This window comes from Methylocystis sp. L43, from assembly GCF_015709525.1.
Lineage (GTDB): Bacteria > Pseudomonadota > Alphaproteobacteria > Rhizobiales > Beijerinckiaceae > Methylocystis.
The window spans coordinates 110666-128691 of record NZ_JADNRA010000030.1 but is presented as its reverse complement, the minus strand read 5'-3'; the positions used below and the strand labels follow the sequence as shown (position 1 = coordinate 128691).

Below are 18026 nucleotides of genomic sequence, written 5' to 3'. Positions count from 1 at the left end.
CCATGCCGTCGGTCGAGCTAAAAGCCACCCCACTTGCCTCAGGTGGGTGAAGTGACGTGGTCCCCCAGCGGCGGCGCAAAGCCCTCGCCGCTGCGCATGTCCTCCGGACGATGCATCATGAGGCGCACCGTCAAGCCTGACGTGACCACGGCCAGCAACATTTCGGTCGAAATGCTACTTACCCACAATGCGCTGCAGATTGGCTCAGCCGTGCGCGACGCATTTCAGCCATAGCCGGATAGACGAAACGCCATTTCGGCGCCACATGTCGCTTCATGCCTGAAATCGCGCCCGGCGCGTTCCACTATCCGCGCTTTCTCGATGCAGCGGCGCAGACGACTCTGGCTGAAGAGATCGCCGAGGTCATCGCCGCCGCGCCGCTCTATGTCTCGACCATGCCGAAGACCGGCGCCCCCATGTCGGTGCGTATGACGAATTGCGGCGCGCTCGGCTGGGTCAGCGATAAGGAACGGGGCTACCGCTACGAGCCGCGCCATCCAGGAACCGAGAATGCCTGGCCGGCGATGCCGCTAAGGCTTCTCGAATTGTGGAACGAACTCGCGCATTACCACAAGCCGCCTGAAGCCTGTCTGGTGAATGTCTATGACGAAACGGCGCGCATGGGCCTTCATCAGGACAAGGATGAATCCGATTTCGACGCGCCGATACTTTCTTTGTCGCTTGGCGCGGACTGCCGCTTCAGGCTTGGCGGAACGCGGCGCGGCGATCGCGCGCCCGCCCTGACGCTATCGTCCGGAGACGCGCTCGTCCTCTCCGGACCCGCCAGGATGCGCTACCACGGCGTCGACAGGATATTGCCGACGATTGGGGCGCCTTTGCCGCCGGCGCTCGCGGCGCTTGGCGTGCGCGTCAATCTGACGCTTCGGCGCGTTACTTAAGTTTCGGGTTCAGCGGGCGTTCACCGCTTCCGGGATAATGTCCCGAGCAGTGCACGTAAACTCCGGCGTAGTTGTCTTGAACGCCGGCTTCGTTGTAGTTTCCAACCGGTCTAAAGAGCGCCGGCGAGGCGCCGTATTTGGCCGGGCGCATTTTAAAAAGGGCGGGCGCGACGCGAACGCCGGGAAGAGGAAAGGAACAAGGATGAAGACAATTTCCCTGCTGACGTTCGCCGCGAGCGTCGCTTTCGCCGCATCCGCCGGCCAGGCTCTCGCCGCTGGCGATCCAGCTGCGGGCGAAAAAATCTTCGCGAAGTGCAAAGCCTGCCATCAGGTCGGTGAAACCGCTAAGAACGCCGTCGCGCCGCAGCTCAACGGCCTTGACGGCCGCAAGGCGGGCTCCGTCGAGGGCTACAACTATTCCGAGGCTGACAAGAATTCCGGCATCGTCTGGGACGAGGCCAGCTTCAAGGAGTTCATCAAGAATCCCAAGGCCAAGATCCCCGGCACCAAGATGATCTTCCAGGGCCTGCCGAACGATGCGGACCAGGAGAACGTGTGGGCCTATCTCGTTCAGTTCGGCCCCGACGGCAAGAAGAAGTAAGCGCGCTTCATCTGACATGACGCTTTGGCGGTCCTGTTCTCAGGGCCGCCTTTTTTGTTACGCTCTTCCCATGATGAGAAGAATCAGGGCGCGACACTTGAGGCTCAGGCTGTGTCTAAAATACAACAGTCAATAAAAGTGACGATTTAATCTTTGAAAGAGTTCCAGCTAAAAATCGCTTTTATGTCGTAATTCAGCAACACTCAGTTACAATCGGAAACATTACTTGGAAGCCTTCCATGCTAGCCCCTTGTCGTAATTGACAGTTTTTAAAGTCAAACCTTAACCATTGCCTAGTCGCGATCTTGAACCGCGCGGAAGGGGCAGACATGGCTCAGAAACAATCCCTGTCATTGCAGACGCTCTCCTCCCTTGCTGGGGCGTTTGACCGGAGGACAGGCGCGGCTTCGGTCGGCGCCCTGACTCTTGCCGCCGCGCTGACGCCGGCGCCTCCCGCTTTTGCGCAGTCCCAGTCCGAGCCGCTGCCGGCAATACGGGTCGAGGCCCCGCCGGAGAAACCCCGTGCGGTTACGCAGACGAAGCCAAAGCCTGTCGCGTCGCAGGGGCCCTCCGCGAGCGGGGCCCAACGGTTGCCTCCTATCGACGTAGGAGGCGCGCGGCGCAGCGCTCGGGTTGCACCTGTGCGCTCCGCGTTGGTCACAGGGGCTACCGTTTCGAGCGGGACTATTGGAGCGGCCTCGACCGGCGCGGGCAGTGCGGCCTTCGCTGCGGCCGTCGCCAATGTCGGCCGTAACCCGACCGACGTTCATGGCTACTTCGCAGGCAGAATTTCAACCGCGACGAAGACCAACACGCCGATCCTCGACATACCGCAGTCGGTCACCGTTCTGACACGACAGCAGCTCGACGATCGCAACAGTCTCGCGCTGGAAAACGCCTTGGCCTACGTCCCCGGCGTAACGGTGGCGCAGGGCGAGCGTAACCGCGACCAGATCACCATTCGCGGGCAAAATACGACCGCGGATTTCTACATCGACGGCGTGCGCGACGACGCGGAATATTATCGCGATCTCTACAACATTCAGGCGGTCGAAGTGCTCAAAGGCCCCAGCGCGCTGATCTTCGGCCGCGGCGGCGGCGGCGGCGTGGTCAACCGCGTCACCAAGAAGGCCGACGGCGAAACGATAAACGATCTTCGGTTCGTCACCGGCAGCTTCGGCCGTAAGCGCGTCACCGCCGATTTCGGGCGGGCGATCACCGACACGATCGCCGTGCGTCTTAACGCTCTCTACGAACATTCCTACGGCTATCGCGACTTCGACAAGCTCGAGCGCTGGGGCGTCAATCCGGCGCTGTCATGGAAGCCTTTCGAGAACACCTTCGTGCTGTTCAATTACGAGCATTTCCGCGATCGGCGCACGGTGGATCGCGGCGTGCCGTCATTCGGCGGGTTCCAGTTCCTCGGCGAGAACATTTATCCGGGCTATCCGCTGCCAACCCCGCGTTCGGCTTTCTTCGGCGTCGGCAATCCATCCGTGCGTGACGTGAACTACTCCAGAATCAATATGGACCGCGCCGCTCTCGTGATCGATCATACGACTGAGTTCGGTTTGAACATCCGCAATCAGCTCGCCTGGGCGAATTACGACAAGCTATATCAGAACACATTCCCGGATCAGACGCTGGGACAGTTGTCGCAACAACTCAATCCGGCGCTGAACGGGCTAAGCCCGATCGCGATCACGCCGGTAGGCGTCGCGAGACTTGACGGATACGTGGCGCCGACGCCGCGACGCAATGTCTTCAACCAGACGGACTTGACCTATAAATTCGCTATGACGCCCGACATCCGCCACACGCTGCTCGTGGGTACGGAGTTTGGCAATCAATGGTCTTTTACGGGAAGAGACATCTCGCGGTTCAACAATCCGTTCAACGGGCCGCGAAGGCTGACGACTCCGTTCTGGGCTCCGACGGTTTACGCTCCGGTCTTCTTCGACAACTACTTTGATACGGCGACGCGGCGCTGGAACACGAACCTCGACATTGGCTCCGCCTATGTCCAGGACCAGATCGAGGTGACCAAATATTTCGATGTTCTCGCCGGCGTTCGGTTCGACAGCTTCCATATGAGGTTCAACGACGGGATTACGTTCGAAAACCAGAGCCGCCTCGATAACAAGTGGTCGCCGAGATTCGGTCTGATTTTCAAACCCGTGGAGATCGTCTCTTTCTATGGAACCTATTCGCGCTCGTTCCTGCCGCAGTCGGGCGATCAGTTCAATCAGCTGCCGAGGTCGGCCGCGAGTCTGGCGCCGCAGGGCTTCGAAAATATCGAGTTTGGCTTCAAGGCGCAGCTCCTGCCGACGCTGCTGTTCACGGGCGCGATCTATCAGCTGAACCGTTCGAACCAAGCGTTGACGCTAACTGCGCTGACTTCCGTTCTCGCCAATACGCGCACGCAAGGCGCCGAACTGGGACTCACCGGCAATGTGACCGACGAATGGCAGGTCTCGCTCGGATACGGACACCAGGACGCACGAGTTGTGTCGACCAATTCCGCCTTCAATCCGCGGCAGCCCTTCCTGACGGATGTCGGCAAAGTTAATCCGTCGGTTCCGAGAAACACTTTCTCGTATTGGAACCGTTACGATTTGTCGTCGTTCGTTGGCGGGGGTCCTGGCGTTCTCGGAGTGGGCGCCGGCGTGATCTATGCTTCGAGCTTCTATCCGTCTCTCGATAACAGGGTGATCATTCCCGGTTACGCGCGCCTTGACGGCGCGCTTTTTGTGAAGGTGACGGAAAACATCTCCGGCCAGCTCAACATCGAGAACCTCACCGGCGCCTACTACTACGCGTCGGCGCACAACAACAACAACATCATGCCCGGCGCCCCGCGCTCGGCCTACGTCACTGTCAATGCGAGGTTCTAGCCGGCGAAACATTGCCGGCCCGCGGATTGGCTTGCATGGCGTTGCTTGGCGCCTGTGAAAATCCGCACTCTCGAGGCCGCACATGCGTGCGGCGCCGGCTTAAAGCTCTTGCGCCGCGCCCGCTGGTCCTGCACCTAGGGCGCCGTGACCCGCAAGCCCGACGAAATATCCGCCGATCTGATGCAGCCGCTGGCGACTTTGCCGGTGTTCTACGCCCTTGCCGGGCGGCGCGTGCTCGTCGTCGGCGGCGGCGAAGCGGCGGCCTGGAAGGTCGATTTGGCGGCCGCGACCGGCGCGCGGGTCGATGTTTTTGCTTCTACGCCCTGTGACAAGCTTCGCGAAATCGGTGAGGCGCGCGACAACGTCTCCATACACGCGCGCGCCGTCGCGCCGGAAGATTTCGCCGGCGCGGCGATGGCGCTTGGCGCGATCGAGGACGACTCGCTCGCGCGTCAGGCCCATCAGTGGGCGCGCGCGGCCGGCGTGCCGATCAATCTCGCCGACCGGCCTGCGCTCAGCGATTTCATTATGGGCGCCATCGTCAATCGCTCGCCGCTCGTGATCGGCGTCTCGACGGGGGGCGCATCGCCGGTTTTCGCACAGGCGGTGCGCGGCCGAATCGAGACGCTGGTGCCAGCGACGTTCCAGGCCTGGGCGCGCGCGGCGCAGGCCTGGCGGCCGTTCGTGCGCGCGTCCGGACTCGATTTTCTGGCGCGGCGCGATTTCTGGCGCCGCTTCACGAGGCTCGCCTTTCGCGACATCGAGCGCGCGCCGCAAGACGACGACCGCGCGGCGCTGCTCGAAGAGGCGCGCGCCGGCGCCGAGGCTACGGCGCGCGGGCGCGTCACGCTCGTGGGCGCCGGGCCCGGCGATCCAGAGCTTCTGACGCTGAAGGGCATGCGCGCGCTCGCCGGCGCCGACGTCGTGCTTTTTGATGACCTCGTTCCAGCGAGCATTCTCGATCTCGCCCGGCGCGAAGCGACGCGGATCAACGTTGGGAAGCGCGGCTATGCGCCCTCGGTGCGCCAGGAAGAAATCAGCGCTCTGCTCGTCCAGCTTGCGCGAGAGGGCAAGAACGTCGTGCGGCTGAAAGGCGGAGACCCGCTCATCTTCGGGCGCGCCAATGAGGAAATCGCCGCGCTACGGGAAGCAGGCTTTTCGATCGAGATCGTGCCCGGCGTGACCGCCGCCTGCGCCGGCGGCGCTGCGATCGGCGCATCGCTGACCAGCCGGGAGACGGCCCGGCGTTTGCAATTCATCACCGCGCACACGAAGGACGGCGAATTTCCCGAAGACTTCGATTGGGGCGCGCTCGCCGACGAACGCGCGACGACGGCCGTCTATATGGGGAACCGCACGCTGCCGGAATTGTCACGTCGTTTGCTGCAGGAGGGCATGTCGCATGATACGCCCGCCTTCCTCATTGAACGCGCTTCCACGCCGCAAGAGCGGGTGGTCAAGGGCACGATCGCGGATTTGCCGTCAAAAGCGGCTGAACAGACCATTGTTGGGCCGGTGATGGTGCTGATCGGCTGGGCGCTGGCGGAGAACTGATTCAGCGCTATTGTTGGCAAGCAGGCGCGCGCGGAGAAGCGATATGGCCTTCACGAGACGATCCGCTCTGCTTGCGTCGGGGCTCGGCTTGCTGTCCCCCACGGCGCTCGCCAAGGCCAATTCCAAACCGTCGCCCCTTCGCGAGCCGACCCAAAAACATCTGAACGAACTCAACGGGCTCGTCGTCGACGTCATGAGAAAAACCGGCGTGCCGGGAATGTCGGTCGCCGTCGTTTCGCCCGATCGCGTGCTCTATTTGAAAGGATTTGGCGTGCGTCGCTCCGGCGCGGCCGAACGCGTCGACCCCGACACGGTTTTCCAGCTCGCTTCGCTTTCCAAACCACTCTCCACGACGGCTGTCGCGAGCCTCGTCGGAGAGGGCGTCGTTTCGTGGGATCATCCGATCGTGCGGAGCCTGCCGGATTTCGCCATGAGCGATCCTTGGGTCACGCGCGAGATCACGCTGCGCGACATGTTCTGCCATCGCAGCGGGCTTCCCGACCATGCCGGCGATCTTGTCGAAGATATCGGCTACGACCGCGACGAAATCATTCGCCGGCTGCGCTACATCAAACCGGACACCAGCTTTCGCACGCATTACGCCTACAACAACATGGGGTTTTCGGCGGCGGGTTTCGCAGCGGCGAAAGCTGCAGGCAAGTCCTGGGAAGATATTTGCGACGAACATCTCTACAGGCCGCTTGGAATGGCGAACGCCAGTTCGCGCCACGCCGATTTCGTCGCGCGCAGGAACCGCGCATTCGGCCATGTGCGTCGTGGCGACAGATGGGTGGTCGGCGAACAGCGAAATCCCGACGCCCAGGCGCCGGCGGGCGGCGCATCGGCGTCGGCGCGCGACATGGCGATATGGGTGCGCATGCAGCTCGGACGCGGCGCTCTTGACGGCCGCGAGATCGTCAAGCCGGAGGCGCTTGGCGAAACGCATTTCCCGCAGATCGCCACCGGACCCGCCCATGACCCGATGCGCGGGCCGACCTTTTACGGGCTTGGCTGGGATATCGACTACGGCGGCCCGGCGCGGGTGCGCTGGAGCCATTCGGGCGCCTTCTCTCTTGGCGCTTCGACCTGCGTCTATGTCATGCCGGCGGAGCGGTTCGGCATTGTCGTGCTCAGCAATTCCGCGCCCGTCGGCGCCCCAGAAACAATTTGCCGCAGCTTCCTCGATATCGTCCTGACGGGGAAGATCGAACGGGACTGGCTCGCGCTCTTTGGCGAGGCTTTTGCGCAGATGGCGGTGCCCACATACGGTCGGGACGCCGATTACGCGAAGCCGCTCGCCAGCGCGCCGGCGCGCGCGTCGCGCGCGGCATATGTCGGCGCCTACCGCAATGAGCTTTACGGACCCATCGGGGTCGTCGAAACGGCCGACGGGCTTTCGCTGACGCTGGGCCCGAGGCCAACGCCTTATCCGCTGCGTCACTATTCGGGCGACATTTTCACCTTTCAGCCTCCGGGAGAAAACGCCAGCGGGGTCAGTCCGGTAAGGTTTTCTCGTAGCGGCGGTGAGAAGGCGAGCGCCGTCGCCATCGACTATTTCAACGCGAACGGTCAGGGCGTTTTCGTGCGCAGCTGAGTCGATAGAAGCGACAGAAGATGTTCTTCATCCGGCTTTGCCGCGACAAGGGTTTGCAAGCCGAGTTTTCGAAGCGGCGCGGCCACATGTTCCGACAGCGCGACATGCCTCATGTCGTGCAATGCATCGGCGACGCCGGCGGACTGCGCCAGCTGCAGGAAGATTTCCGCGCTGCGCCGAGAATAGTGCAGGGCGGCGACGACGCGCCGGGCGGCGATGTCGGAGACGGCCTCTGCGGCCAGCGCCCGAGCCGCCCGCGCTTCGTAAACTTCGACCGTGTGGATCTCATGGCCGGCGGCGCGCAGACCTGCCTCGAGAACGGGCTGTCGGTCGCGCCCGGCCAGATAAAGGAAATGCGCCGCTCGCTGATAGCGCTCGAGAAGACGCGGAAGGATCGCCTCGGCGTTCCCGGCGACAATATCGGGGTGGAAGCCAAGCGCGCGCGCCGCTTCGGCGGTTTTCTCGCCGACGGCGTGCAGCGGCGCCGCTCTGAGCTGGCGCGCACCACCGGCGAACGCGACGCCCTTCGCGCTGGTCACGATGACGGCGTCATACTCTCCGTAAGGAATGATCGGGTCAGTGGCGGCGAATTCCAGCACAGGCGAAAGCACGGCGGCGTAACCAAGAGCCCGCAGCTTCCCCGCGGTGCGCGCGGCGTCTTCAGCCGCGCGCAGCACCAGGACAAGATTCACATAAGCCCCGCGACGCCATGCGGTAGGCGCAGCAGGATTTCCTTGCCGGCGTCCGCGCCGATCAGCGCGGCGTCGATGGCAAGGCCCCGGCGGCGCACGACATAGGCTTCCGCGCCGTCGGCTCTGAGCACTTCGCCCAAGAACGAAAGTTCGGCGCCGTGAACCTGCGCATGGCCGGCGATCGGCGTGCGGCAGGACCCATCGAGCGCCGCAAGGAAGGCGCGTTCGGCGATGAGCGCGAAGCCGGTGGCTTCGTCGAAGAGCGGCGCGAGCAGATCGCGCGTGGCGTCGTCGCCGGCCCGCCGCGTGAGGCCGATTGCGCCCTGTCCGCAAGCGGGGGGAAACTCTTCCAAGGAAAGTAGCGCCGTCGCCCGGTCGGCAAGACCTAGCCGCTTCAATCCCGCGAGCGCGAGGAGAGTCGCGTCGATCTCCCCATTCTCGACTTTCTTCAGACGCGTCTCGACATTGCCGCGAAGCAGCGTCGTCTCAAGATCGGGCCGCCGGCGTTTAACTTGCGCGGCGCGGCGCAGCGAGGCGGTTCCAACGACGGCGCCCGTAGGAAGCTCGTCGAGCGCGAGACCGCCGCGCGATATCCAGGCGTCGCGCGCATCCTCTCGCGGCAGATAGCCGGCGATGACGATCTCGCTCGGCAAATGCGTCGGCAGGTCCTTCGAGGAATGCACGGCGAGGTCGATCGCCCCCGCGATGAGCGCTGAATCGAGCTCTTTGGTGAAAAGCCCCTTGCCCCCAGATTCAGAGAGAGGCCGATCCTGAATCTGGTCGCCCGTCGTGCGGATGATCTCGATCGGAAAATCCGATTCGCTTCCGCCATGGGCGCGCATCAGCGCATCGCGGACCATGTGCGTCTGCGCGAGCGCAAGCGGACTGCCGCGTGTTCCGATGCAAAGGGAAGGGGGAGATGTCATTATCCGCCGCCGTTATCCGCGCGACTATAGGCGGGAACGCGCGAGGCGCAAGCGGAACGAGCGCGGCGACGGAACTCTTCAAAAAGCGAGCGTCCGCTCGTCGGAGCGGACGCTCTTTTTTAGCTCCGCGGGCGAACTCTACGCGGCCCGGCGGATTGCTAAACTGATCACCACCAACCACCAAACAGGCCGGTTCCGAGACCTGCGCCGAGGCCAATGCCCGCGCCAAGGCCGGCGCCGAGGCCGCCCAGTCCGGCGCCAAGCAGGCCGCCGCCGCCATAGCCGTAATAGCCCGGGCTGCCGCCCCAACCATACGAGCTGCCATAGGTCGGCCAAGCGGAGCCATAATAGCTGGCGCCGCCATAGCCATAATAGCCCGGACGGTAGCAGCGGGAGTAGCGCATCGGACGATACGCCGAACCCCAATAGGTGGGTCGCGCCGCGTAACCCCAATAGGTGCGCACCGGACGCGCGTAACCCCAATGGGTGCGCGCCGGACGCGCGTAACCCCAATTGGTTCCGCCGCAGTGCCGATGCCAGCCGTAATGGGCACGGCAGTAATGCCTCGCCTCGGCGATGCTCGTGGAGCCGATCACGGCCGTCATTGCAATCGCGGACGTAAACGCCAAGGCCTTAATTTTGTTCGACGCCATTTTCACCTCCATACAGTTTAGACCGACAGCAACCTCAACCTGGACGCTAGTTACCTCTTCGCCTTAGCCATAATTCTATTAAGCTCAAGATATGGCGTCGTCGGGGAAGCAACGATCTGCAGTGCCAACTTGTATCTATCGAGATCGTGTCAAGAGGCACGCCAACGAATTCTTAGAAATTTAATGGAACTATCTTTAGCGCTGCATTATTATACGTAAATTTGACGAAACGGCTAAGAATGATTGGTGTAAACCCTTTTCGAAACACAATTTTCCAACTTCCCGCCGTACGGCGGTATAAGCTCCGTTCCGCCGCTGAGACGTTCAACGGCGCGGCTTTCTGCGCAGGGAGTTCGCATGCGCGTTTTGGGCATTGAAACCACTTGCGATGAGACTGCGGTCGCGGTCGTGTCCGAGCGGCTTGGCGGCGAAGGCGGAGAGATCCTCTCCAATGAGGTGTTGAGCCAGATCGCCCGCCACGCCGCCTATGGCGGCGTCGTTCCAGAAATTGCGGCCAGGGCTCATATCGATGTGCTCGACCGGCTGATCAGACGCGCGCTGGAGAAGGCCAAGACCGAGGCGAAGGATCTTGATGGGATCGCCGCCGCGGCTGGTCCGGGACTGATCGGCGGCGTTCTTGTCGGGCTCACGGCCGGCAAGGCCATGGCGCTCGCCTTAGGAAAACCATTCATCGCCGTCAATCACCTGGAAGCTCACGCGCTGACAGCGCGGCTGACCGATCGCCTGGACTTTCCCTTTCTGGCGCTCCTCATCTCGGGCGGGCACACGCAGATCGTCGCGGTGAAGGCCATCGGCGACTACCGCCGGCTGGGGTCCACCGTCGACGACGCCGCCGGCGAGGCCTTCGACAAGGTCGCCAAAATGCTGGAGCTGCCGTATCCGGGCGGGCCGCAAATCGAGAAGCTCGCGCTCGAGGGCGACGCGCGACGTTTCGACTTTCCGCGGCCGATGCTTGGCCGGGAAGGGGCCGACTTTTCCCTCTCGGGCCTCAAGACCGCGGTTCGGCAGGAAATCCTTAGGTTGCAGACGCTGAGCGAAAGCGACGTCAAGGATCTTGCGGCCTCCTTCCAGGCTGCGATCGTCGACGTGATCGTGGACCGGGTGCGCTCCGGCGTGCGACTCTTTACGGCAAGCGAGGGGCGCGCGCCGCAAGGCCTCGTGATCGGCGGCGGAGTCGCGGCCAACGGCGCCATTCGCCGCGCTCTTATGCGGCTTTGCGCCGAAAGCGGGCTGCGGTTCATTTCGCCGCCGGCGGCGCTGTGCGCCGATAATGGCGCGATCATCGCCTGGACCGGTCTCGAGCGCTTGAAGCGCGGCCTGATCGACGACCTCGACTTCGCGCCGCGGCCACGCTGGCCGCTCGACGCTGCGCCGAGCCGGTCGCACCACGGCAAGGCCTAGGCGATTCGATGCGGCTCCTATTTTCTGCGGCGCTTGCCGCGATGACGCTTGCGCCAACGCCGCAACCGGCGGGACTGCTCGCCGAAGAGCCGACCTTCGCGGGCGTGCGCGTGCTCTACGGGCCTGGCGACGGTTTCGGCGCTGTCGACGCGCGGCTGATCAATGACGCGCGCCGCTCGATCGACATGGCCGCCTATGTTCTGACCGACCGCTCTCTGACGACGGCGCTCGGCCGCGCGGCCATGCGCGGCGTCAAGGTGCGGATCTATCTCGATGGGGAGGAGATGGGGCGCGGCGCATCTGTGATCGAGGAAATCGCCGGCGCCCCGAACGTCGAAGTGCGCCGAAAGGGCCGCGCGCGCGATCTGATGCATCTGAAATCATATCAGGTGGACGGTCGCGTCTTGCGCAGCGGCTCCGCCAATTTCAGCGTCTCCGGCGAAGTCTATCAGGACAATGATCTGATCGTGATCGAGAGCCCACAGGCCGCGGCGCGGTTTCATCAGACTTTTGAACGGCTGTGGTCGCGTCCGGACAATCAGCGGATCGGCGTGCGATGACGCGCGCGACTGTCGCCGTTCTCGGCGCCGGCGCCTGGGGCGTCGCGCTCGCCAATGTCGCCGCGCAAGGCCGCGCGCGGGTGCCCTTATGGGCGCATGACCCTCAAGCCGCCGACGCCCTGGCGCGCGACCGTGAGAATACGCGCCGATTGCCGGGTCTGCCGCTCGCCGCCGCCGTCGCGCCGACGAGCGACATTTCCGTTTTACGTGAGGCGGACATCGTGCTCGCCGTCACGCCCGCGCAGGCGATCCGCATGACTGCGCGCGCCGCGCGGCCGCATTTGCGCGCGCGCGCCGCCTTTGTGATTTGCGCCAAGGGGATCGAACGCGACCGGCGCAAATTCCTGAGCGAAGTCGCGAGCGAAGAACTGCCCCAGGCGGACGTGGCCGTGCTCTCGGGACCAAGCTTCGCGGCGGACGTATGCAGAGGATTGCCGACGGCGGTGACTCTTGCGGCGCATCACGAAGCGCTGGCCCGACGCCTGAGTGAAGAGCTTTCGACGAAGACGTTTCGGCTTTATCGCTCGACCGACGTGCGCGGCGCCGAGATCGGCGGCGCAGCGAAAAACGTTCTCGCCATCGCCGCAGGAATGAGCCACGGCCGCGGGCTCGGCGCGAGCGCGCAGGCGGCGCTCATCGCACGCGGATTTGCCGAACTGATGCGTCTGGGGCGCGCGTTGGGCGCGCGTCAGGAAACATTGATGGGGCTTTCCGGATTGGGCGATCTCGTGCTCACCTGCGGATCGTCGCAGTCGCGCAACTTTGCGCTCGGAGAAGCGCTGGGGCAGGGACAGTCGGTGGAAGACGCCACGCATGGCAAGCTTGCGGAAGGCGCATTTACGGCGCGCGTGTTAGTTGAAATGGCGCGCGCGCATGACGTCGAGTTGCCGATCGCTGAAGCCGTCGACGCCATTCTCTCCGCGCGGCTGAGCGTTGACGGCGCCATCGAAGCGCTGCTGATGCGCCCCCTTAAAGCCGAAGACTGATGGTCAGCGCCGCAACGAACGCTCGCTACTTCGAGTCCAGGATGTCGCGCATCTTTATCGCCAGCTGCTCCAAAGTAAACGGTTTGGTGAGCAGCTTGACGTCCTTGTCAAGAACGCCGTTGTGCACGATCGCGTTGCGCGTATAGCCGGTGATGAACAGAACGCGCAGGCTGTGTCTGCGAAACACCGCCTCGCGCGCAAGACGGGCGCCGTCCATGTCGGGCATAACCACATCCGTGACCATCAGCGCGATGTCGGGGCGACGGCGAATGATGTCGATCGCCGCGCGTCCGTTCTCGGCCTCCAGAACCGAATAACCCAATTCCCGCACGCCTTGCGCGGTGACGCGGCGCGCCGTGTCGTCGTCTTCGACGATCAGCACAAGTTCTTCCGGCCTTCCAAGCGGAAGTTCGAGAGGTCGAGGCGGCCGAAGCGGCAGTTCGGCGGGCGCTTCGACGTTATTGAAGCGCGGCAGATAGAGCTTGATGCAGGTTCCGCGTCCGGGTTCGGAATAGATTTTGACCTGGCCGCCAGACTGCTTGACGAATCCATGGACCTGCGAAAGGCCGAGTCCGGTGCCCTTGCCTGCTGGCTTCGTGGTGAAGAACGGATCGAACGCTTGCGACAAGACCTCGGGCGGCATGCCTTGACCAGTGTCGGTCACGGCGATCATCACATATTGGCCAGGGGTCACTTCGATGTTTTCACTGGCGTAGGCGTCATCAAGATAGCAGTTTGCCGTCTCGATCGTCAGCTTGCCGCCGTCCGGCATGGCGTCGCGCGCATTGACCGCGAGATTGACGATGGCGCTTTCCAATTCGTGCTGATCGATTTTCGTCGCCCACAGGCCGCCGGCGAGAACGGTTTCGAGTTCGATCTTTTCGCCGAGAGCGCGGCGCACCATGTCCGAGACGCTGGAGACGAATTTGTTGGGGTCGAGCGGACGCGGCGACAAAGGCTGACGGCGAGAGAAGGCGAGGAGCCTGCGAACCATGGCGGCGGCGCGATCGGCGCCGTCCATCGCTGAATCGATCAGTTGAATGCAATCCTCGTTCGCGTTCGTAAGCTTTCGCCGCAACAGATGCAGACTCGCGACGATGACGCCGAGCATATTGTTGAAGTCGTGCGCGATGCCGCCGGTCAGATGGCCGAGCGCTTCGAGTTTTTGCGACTGCCGCAACTGCGACTCGAGCGCTTCGCGGCGCGTCGTTTCCCCAATCAGCTGGTCGTAGGCGGTCTTCAACGAGTCGCGAGAGGTTTGCAGCGCATGCATCTGCTTTTGCGCATTGAGAAATGAAAATGCGGCAAGCGCGAAGATGATGCCGCCGATCGCCCACACGGCCGCGTCGAATTCGCCGCCGGCGGCGTTGAGTTCGCGCTCTCGCTTATCGAACAAGTTTTGTTCATTTTCAGTCATCTTGTCGATGATGGCGTGGAGCCGGTCCATCAGCGCCTTTCCGCGCCCGGACTTGACGAGCCGAACGGCGTTGTCGACTCGGAGCGCGCGCATATCGGCGATCGCCTCATCGATAATCGCGACCCTTTCGCCAAGCAGCGGCCGCATTTCCGCGACTGCCTCGAGCTGCTTGGGATTGTCTCTTACGCGCTCTGAAAGCCGGTCGACGACCACAGGCAGTTTGCGCGTCGCTTCGAAGCAGGCGTCCAGATAGCGTTCGTCCTGGGTGATGATAAAACCGCGCTGTCCGCTCTCGGCGGCCTGCAACAATCCGTAAAGCTGATAGAGATCGTTTTGCACTTGAATGGTGTGGCGCAGCCATGCGCCGGCTTCACGGCGCTGCAATTCGGCGCGCAGGGCGACATAGCTGGCGAGCGCAAGCACCGCGAATCCGAGCGCTATGCCAAACAGTCCAGAAGCGACGAGTTTACGTGTCGGAGACATTTTGTTCCGGCGACTGGATGGACGCGCGCCACTCTACGACGCACCTCCTGAATGCGAAAGTCAGGGGACCTGTCGCACTGCGCCTTTGGCCGCGCTCGTCGTCATTGAGGCATAGGCGCGCAGCGCCGTCGTGATTTTGCGAGGCCGTGGCTTGGCCGGAGCGAAGCCCTTCGCGGACTGTTCGGCGCGCCGCGTCGCCAGTTCGTCTTCGCTAACGGCGAGCGTAATCCGGCGCGCCGGAATGTCGATTTCGATTTTGTCGCCGTCCCGGACCAAGGCGATCGCGCCGCCCTCGGCCGCTTCGGGAGAGACGTGGCCGATCGAAAGCCCGGCCGTGCCGCCGGAAAATCTTCCGTCCGTCACCAGCGCGCAGACTTTGCCGAGCCCCTTCGATTTCAGATAGCTCGTCGGATAGAGCATTTCCTGCATGCCGGGTCCGCCGCGCGGGCCTTCGTAGCGGATGACGACCACGTCGCCGGCCTTTACGTCGCCTGTCAGAATGGCCGACACCGCCGCGTCCTGACTCTCATAGACCCTGGCGGGGCCGGCGAATTTCAGGATCGAATCGTCAACGCCGGCCGTTTTCACGATGCAGCCGTCGAGGGCAAGATTGCCCGTGAGCACGGCGAGGCCGCCATCCTTGGAGAAGGCGTGCGCCGCGTCGCGTATCGCGCCTTTTTCGCGGTCGGCGTCGAGCTCCTTGTAGCGGCGGTCCTGGCTGAACGCGACTTGCGTCGCCACGCCGCCCGGCGCGGCGCGAAAGAATGTGCGCGCGGTCTCGCTCTGCGTGACGGCGATGTCCCAGCGTCCCACGGCGTCGCTGACCGAAGGACTGTGGACGGTCGGAAGCTCGCCGTGCAGCAGACCGGCGCGCAGCAATTCTCCAAGGATCGCGATGACTCCGCCGGCGCGATGCACGTCCTCAAGATGAACGTCGGGCGCGGAAGGCGCGACCTTGCACAGCACCGGCACCCGCCGCGACAGGCGGTCGATGTCGGCCATCGTGAAATCGACCTGCGCCTCGTGCGCCGCCGCGAGAAGATGCAGCACGGTGTTGGTCGAGCCGCCCATGGCGATGTCGAGCGTGATGGCGTTCTCGAAAGCTTCAAAACTCGCGATCGAACGCGGCAGCACGCTTTCGTCGTCCTGCTCATAGTAGCGGCGCGCGAGATCAACGATGAGATGGCCGGCTTCGACAAACAGCCGCCGGCGATCCACATGGGTCGCGAGGGTCGATCCATTGCCGGGAAGCGACAGCCCCAGCGCCTCGGTCAGGCAGTTCATGCTGTTCGCCGTGAACATGCCGGAGCAAGATCCGCAGGTCGGACAGGCGGAGCGCTCGATGGTGGCGACGTCCGCTTCACTGACCGAGTCGTCCACGCCGGCGATGATCGCATCGACAAGATCGAGCGCGTGCTCCTTGCCAGCGAGCACCACCTTGCCGGCCTCCATCGGGCCGCCGGAAACGAACACCGCCGGAATGTTGAGGCGCAGCGCCGCCATCAGCATGCCGGGCGTGATCTTGTCGCAATTCGAAATGCAGACCAGCGCGTCGGCGCAATGCGCGTTGACCATGAATTCAACGCTGTCGGCGATGAGATCGCGGGAGGGCAGGGAATAGAGCATCCCGTCGTGGCCCATGGCGATGCCGTCATCGATCGCGATGGTGTTGAACTCCTTCGCGACGCCGCCGGCCTTTTCGATTTCGGCGGCGACGAGCTGGCCGAGATCCTTCAAATGCACATGGCCTGGAACGAATTGGGTGAAGGAATTGGCGACCGCGATGATCGGCTTGCCGAAGTCCTCCTCCTTCATGCCTGTCGCGCGCCAGAGGCCGCGCGCGCCGGCCATGTTGCGGCCGTGGGTCGTCGTGCGTGAACGATAAGGAGGCATTGAACTCTCGCCGTCGCGAAGGCTCGTCATTCGAGCCTTTCCAAAGACGACTATCGCAGCGAACGAGCCGCCGCAACTGTGGTTGGACCAGCCGAAGCCGCGGCTTTCGTGATGTTTCGCCCTGCGCGTGCGCCAGGCGGGACCCGGTCAGCGTGGCCGCGAGTTTGGCGTAGACCCTACCTAAAACCCGCGCTGCTTAAGCAGCGCGGCGCTCCGCCGACGGCGCCAATTTGCTGACGCAGTCTCGAATGGCGGCAATCGAAGCGAAGCTTTGCCGCCGGAGCATGGAGACCGGGAACTCGACGTCGAACGCTTCTTCCAGCGCGAGCATCGTGCGGATCGCGGCAAAGGGCGTCAGCCCTGCGCTGTAGAGATCGTCCGAATCCGACAGATGTTCCACGGGGGTATGCAGACGGCCGTGCTCTTGCAGCAAACGGCGTATCGTATCAATCATCGATCCAACTCCAGGAGCTCCGCGGTTGAGGCGGGCTGCAGCGTTGTTGTCGCGATAAGCGCGAGGGTTTCCTAACAACCTTAACTAGCGCGCCAAGGATTCGGGCGCCTCGCCTGAACGCAGGATGAATTCGCCGCGCATACGCGGAGTCGTGGCTTACAAATGGTTAATCTAATTCACCGCTGTGCGCCGCGCTGTGGCCGTTTCTATTGACCTGCGCTATGTTAGCGGCAATGCGAACGCCGCTGCTTCTTCCGCTGACGATCTTGGTCTTTCTTGGAGCCCTGCCGGCCGGTTTCGTGCTGGCGCAGGCGTCGGAGACGCCATCGGTCGAATCATTTGGGGAGGAGGAGGGCGAGTTCCTTTTCATTCCAGGGATTGGAAGGATTCCGCTGCCGCCCGGAACCCGGGCGCTCGGCCCCGGACAAGGCGGACGCGATCTTGATCCGGAGCGGCGCGCGCCGGCCGCCGCGGCGCCGCCCCCACCGCCCAAGGACCCCGCCCAGCAGCGCGCCGAAGAGATGGCGCGGCTTTATCTTCGCCTCGAGCAGGCCGAAGACGAGCGGGAGGCGAAGGGCGTTTCAGCGGCGATCGTCAGCCGCTGGGCGCGTTCGGAATCGGACACGATCGATCTGCTTGTGGCGCGCGCCCTCGCGGCGGAGGCGGCCGGCGCGCCGCCTCTCGCCCTGAAGCTTCTCGACTATGTGGTCGCCCTCTCGCCGCAATGGACGGAGGGCTATGTTCAGCGCGCCAAGGTGCGGGCGGAGCAGGGGGACGACAGCGGCGCGATCGCCGACCTCGAGACCGCGGCGATGCTTGAGCCGAAGCGTTTTGACGCGCTCGCCGCTCTTGGCGCGCTCAAGGAGAAGATCGGCGACAAGAGGGGGGCGCTCGCGGCCTATCGGAAGTCGCTCGCGATCTCGCCCCAGCAGGAGTCGCTTCAAAAAATCGAGGAGCGCCTGCATATTGACGTCGAGGGGCGCGACATCTGAACGCTG

15 protein-coding genes are annotated in these 18026 nt (G+C 63.6%); 9 read left to right on the top strand and 6 right to left on the bottom strand.

Annotated elements, in window-relative coordinates; all coding sequences use genetic code 11:
- Positions 1 to 275 precede the first annotated feature (275 nt).
- The 5 genes from IYX23_RS11410 to IYX23_RS11390 all read left to right on the top strand — a co-directional run bounded on the left by IYX23_RS11410 (position 276) and on the right by IYX23_RS11390 (position 7542).
- On the top strand, positions 276 to 899 hold the full coding sequence (locus tag IYX23_RS11410; protein ID WP_196392773.1) for an alpha-ketoglutarate-dependent dioxygenase AlkB: 624 nt from the start codon (positions 276 to 278) through the stop codon (positions 897 to 899).
- 202 nt (positions 900 to 1101) lie between these two features.
- The gene (locus IYX23_RS11405) at positions 1102 to 1500 is read left to right on the top strand and encodes a cytochrome c-554 (protein ID WP_018408347.1); all 399 of its coding nucleotides are present in this window, start codon (positions 1102 to 1104) and stop codon (positions 1498 to 1500) included.
- 653 nt (positions 1501 to 2153) lie between these two features.
- Positions 2154 to 4394, top strand: coding sequence for a TonB-dependent siderophore receptor (locus IYX23_RS11400; protein WP_246716694.1), 2241 nt, complete (start codon positions 2154 to 2156; stop codon positions 4392 to 4394).
- Positions 4395 to 4538: 144 nt separating this feature from the next.
- Entirely contained in the window at positions 4539 to 5948 is a 1410-nt protein-coding gene (cysG, locus tag IYX23_RS11395) for a siroheme synthase CysG (protein ID WP_196392774.1), read from the top strand.
- Positions 5949 to 5991: 43 nt separating this feature from the next.
- Entirely contained in the window at positions 5992 to 7542 is a 1551-nt protein-coding gene (locus tag IYX23_RS11390) for a serine hydrolase (protein ID WP_196392775.1), read from the top strand.
- Here the strand turns inward: IYX23_RS11390 and IYX23_RS11385 are convergent.
- From IYX23_RS11385 to IYX23_RS11375, 3 genes are all read right to left on the bottom strand, one after another.
- Positions 7518 to 8234 carry a uroporphyrinogen-III synthase gene (locus tag IYX23_RS11385; RefSeq protein ID WP_196392776.1) on the bottom strand — a complete coding sequence of 239 codons (717 nt, stop codon included), beginning with the start codon at positions 8232 to 8234 and terminating at the stop codon, positions 7518 to 7520. The two genes, IYX23_RS11390 and IYX23_RS11385, sit on opposite strands and share 25 nt — an antisense overlap.
- Positions 8231 to 9160: a hydroxymethylbilane synthase gene (gene hemC / locus IYX23_RS11380; protein WP_196392777.1), complete on the bottom strand. Its 930-nt coding sequence runs from the start codon at positions 9158 to 9160 to the stop codon at positions 8231 to 8233. Before hemC ends, IYX23_RS11385 begins: the two co-directional genes overlap by 4 nt.
- A 167-nt stretch (positions 9161 to 9327) precedes the next feature.
- On the bottom strand, positions 9328 to 9813 hold the full coding sequence (locus IYX23_RS11375; protein ID WP_246716688.1) for a hypothetical protein: 486 nt from the start codon (positions 9811 to 9813) through the stop codon (positions 9328 to 9330).
- A gap of 357 nt (positions 9814 to 10170) precedes the next feature.
- Between IYX23_RS11375 and tsaD the strand changes: the two genes are divergently transcribed.
- The 3 genes from tsaD to IYX23_RS11360 are packed head-to-tail and all read left to right on the top strand — an operon-like array spanning position 10171 to position 12781.
- On the top strand, positions 10171 to 11235 hold the full coding sequence (tsaD, locus tag IYX23_RS11370; protein ID WP_196392779.1) for a tRNA (adenosine(37)-N6)-threonylcarbamoyltransferase complex transferase subunit TsaD: 1065 nt from the start codon (positions 10171 to 10173) through the stop codon (positions 11233 to 11235).
- Positions 11236 to 11243: 8 nt separating this feature from the next.
- The gene (locus IYX23_RS11365; protein ID WP_196392780.1) at positions 11244 to 11795 is read left to right on the top strand and encodes a phospholipase D-like domain-containing protein; all 552 of its coding nucleotides are present in this window, start codon (positions 11244 to 11246) and stop codon (positions 11793 to 11795) included.
- Positions 11792 to 12781: an NAD(P)H-dependent glycerol-3-phosphate dehydrogenase gene (locus IYX23_RS11360; RefSeq protein WP_196392781.1), complete on the top strand. Its 990-nt coding sequence runs from the start codon at positions 11792 to 11794 to the stop codon at positions 12779 to 12781. Before IYX23_RS11365 ends, IYX23_RS11360 begins: the two co-directional genes overlap by 4 nt.
- 25 nt (positions 12782 to 12806) lie before the next feature.
- Here IYX23_RS11360 and IYX23_RS11355 read toward each other — a convergent pair whose 3' ends face one another.
- From IYX23_RS11355 to IYX23_RS11345, 3 genes are all read right to left on the bottom strand, one after another.
- Positions 12807 to 14681 (bottom strand): CHASE3 domain-containing protein, encoded by a 1875-nt coding sequence (locus IYX23_RS11355; RefSeq protein ID WP_196392782.1) that lies wholly within the window; start codon positions 14679 to 14681, stop codon positions 12807 to 12809.
- Positions 14682 to 14741: 60 nt separating this feature from the next.
- Positions 14742 to 16574 carry a dihydroxy-acid dehydratase gene (gene ilvD, locus IYX23_RS11350; RefSeq protein ID WP_196392783.1) on the bottom strand — a complete coding sequence of 611 codons (1833 nt, stop codon included), beginning with the start codon at positions 16572 to 16574 and terminating at the stop codon, positions 14742 to 14744.
- 196 nt (positions 16575 to 16770) lie between these two features.
- On the bottom strand, positions 16771 to 17028 hold the full coding sequence (locus tag IYX23_RS11345) for an acyl carrier protein (RefSeq protein WP_124738230.1): 258 nt from the start codon (positions 17026 to 17028) through the stop codon (positions 16771 to 16773).
- A 221-nt stretch (positions 17029 to 17249) separates the two neighbouring features.
- On the opposite strand from IYX23_RS11345, the gene IYX23_RS11340 reads away from it, so the two are divergent.
- Positions 17250 to 18020 carry a hypothetical protein gene (locus tag IYX23_RS11340; protein ID WP_246716686.1) on the top strand — a complete coding sequence of 257 codons (771 nt, stop codon included), beginning with the start codon at positions 17250 to 17252 and terminating at the stop codon, positions 18018 to 18020.
- Positions 18021 to 18026 lie beyond the last annotated feature (6 nt).

Excerpts from the sequence above, each read along its gene's own strand:
- IYX23_RS11355 (WP_196392782.1), bottom strand. The coding sequence starts at position 14,681 with ATGTCTCCGACACGTAAACTCGTCGCTTCTGGACTGTTTGGCATAGCG.
- IYX23_RS11375 (WP_246716688.1), bottom strand. The coding sequence starts at position 9,813 with ATGGCGTCGAACAAAATTAAGGCCTTGGCGTTTACGTCCGCGATTGCA.
- IYX23_RS11365 (WP_196392780.1), top strand. The coding sequence starts at position 11,244 with ATGCGGCTCCTATTTTCTGCGGCGCTTGCCGCGATGACGCTTGCGCCA.
- IYX23_RS11345 (WP_124738230.1), bottom strand. The coding sequence starts at position 17,028 with ATGATTGATACGATACGCCGTTTGCTGCAAGAGCACGGCCGTCTGCAT.
- IYX23_RS11360 (WP_196392781.1), top strand. The coding sequence starts at position 11,792 with ATGACGCGCGCGACTGTCGCCGTTCTCGGCGCCGGCGCCTGGGGCGTC.
- IYX23_RS11340 (WP_246716686.1), top strand. The coding sequence starts at position 17,250 with ATGTTAGCGGCAATGCGAACGCCGCTGCTTCTTCCGCTGACGATCTTG.
- ilvD (WP_196392783.1), bottom strand. The coding sequence starts at position 16,574 with ATGCCTCCTTATCGTTCACGCACGACGACCCACGGCCGCAACATGGCC.
- IYX23_RS11410 (WP_196392773.1), top strand. The coding sequence starts at position 276 with ATGCCTGAAATCGCGCCCGGCGCGTTCCACTATCCGCGCTTTCTCGAT.
- IYX23_RS11390 (WP_196392775.1), top strand. The coding sequence starts at position 5,992 with ATGGCCTTCACGAGACGATCCGCTCTGCTTGCGTCGGGGCTCGGCTTG.
- hemC (WP_196392777.1), bottom strand. The coding sequence starts at position 9,160 with ATGACATCTCCCCCTTCCCTTTGCATCGGAACACGCGGCAGTCCGCTT.
- IYX23_RS11405 (WP_018408347.1), top strand. The coding sequence starts at position 1,102 with ATGAAGACAATTTCCCTGCTGACGTTCGCCGCGAGCGTCGCTTTCGCC.
- tsaD (WP_196392779.1), top strand. The coding sequence starts at position 10,171 with ATGCGCGTTTTGGGCATTGAAACCACTTGCGATGAGACTGCGGTCGCG.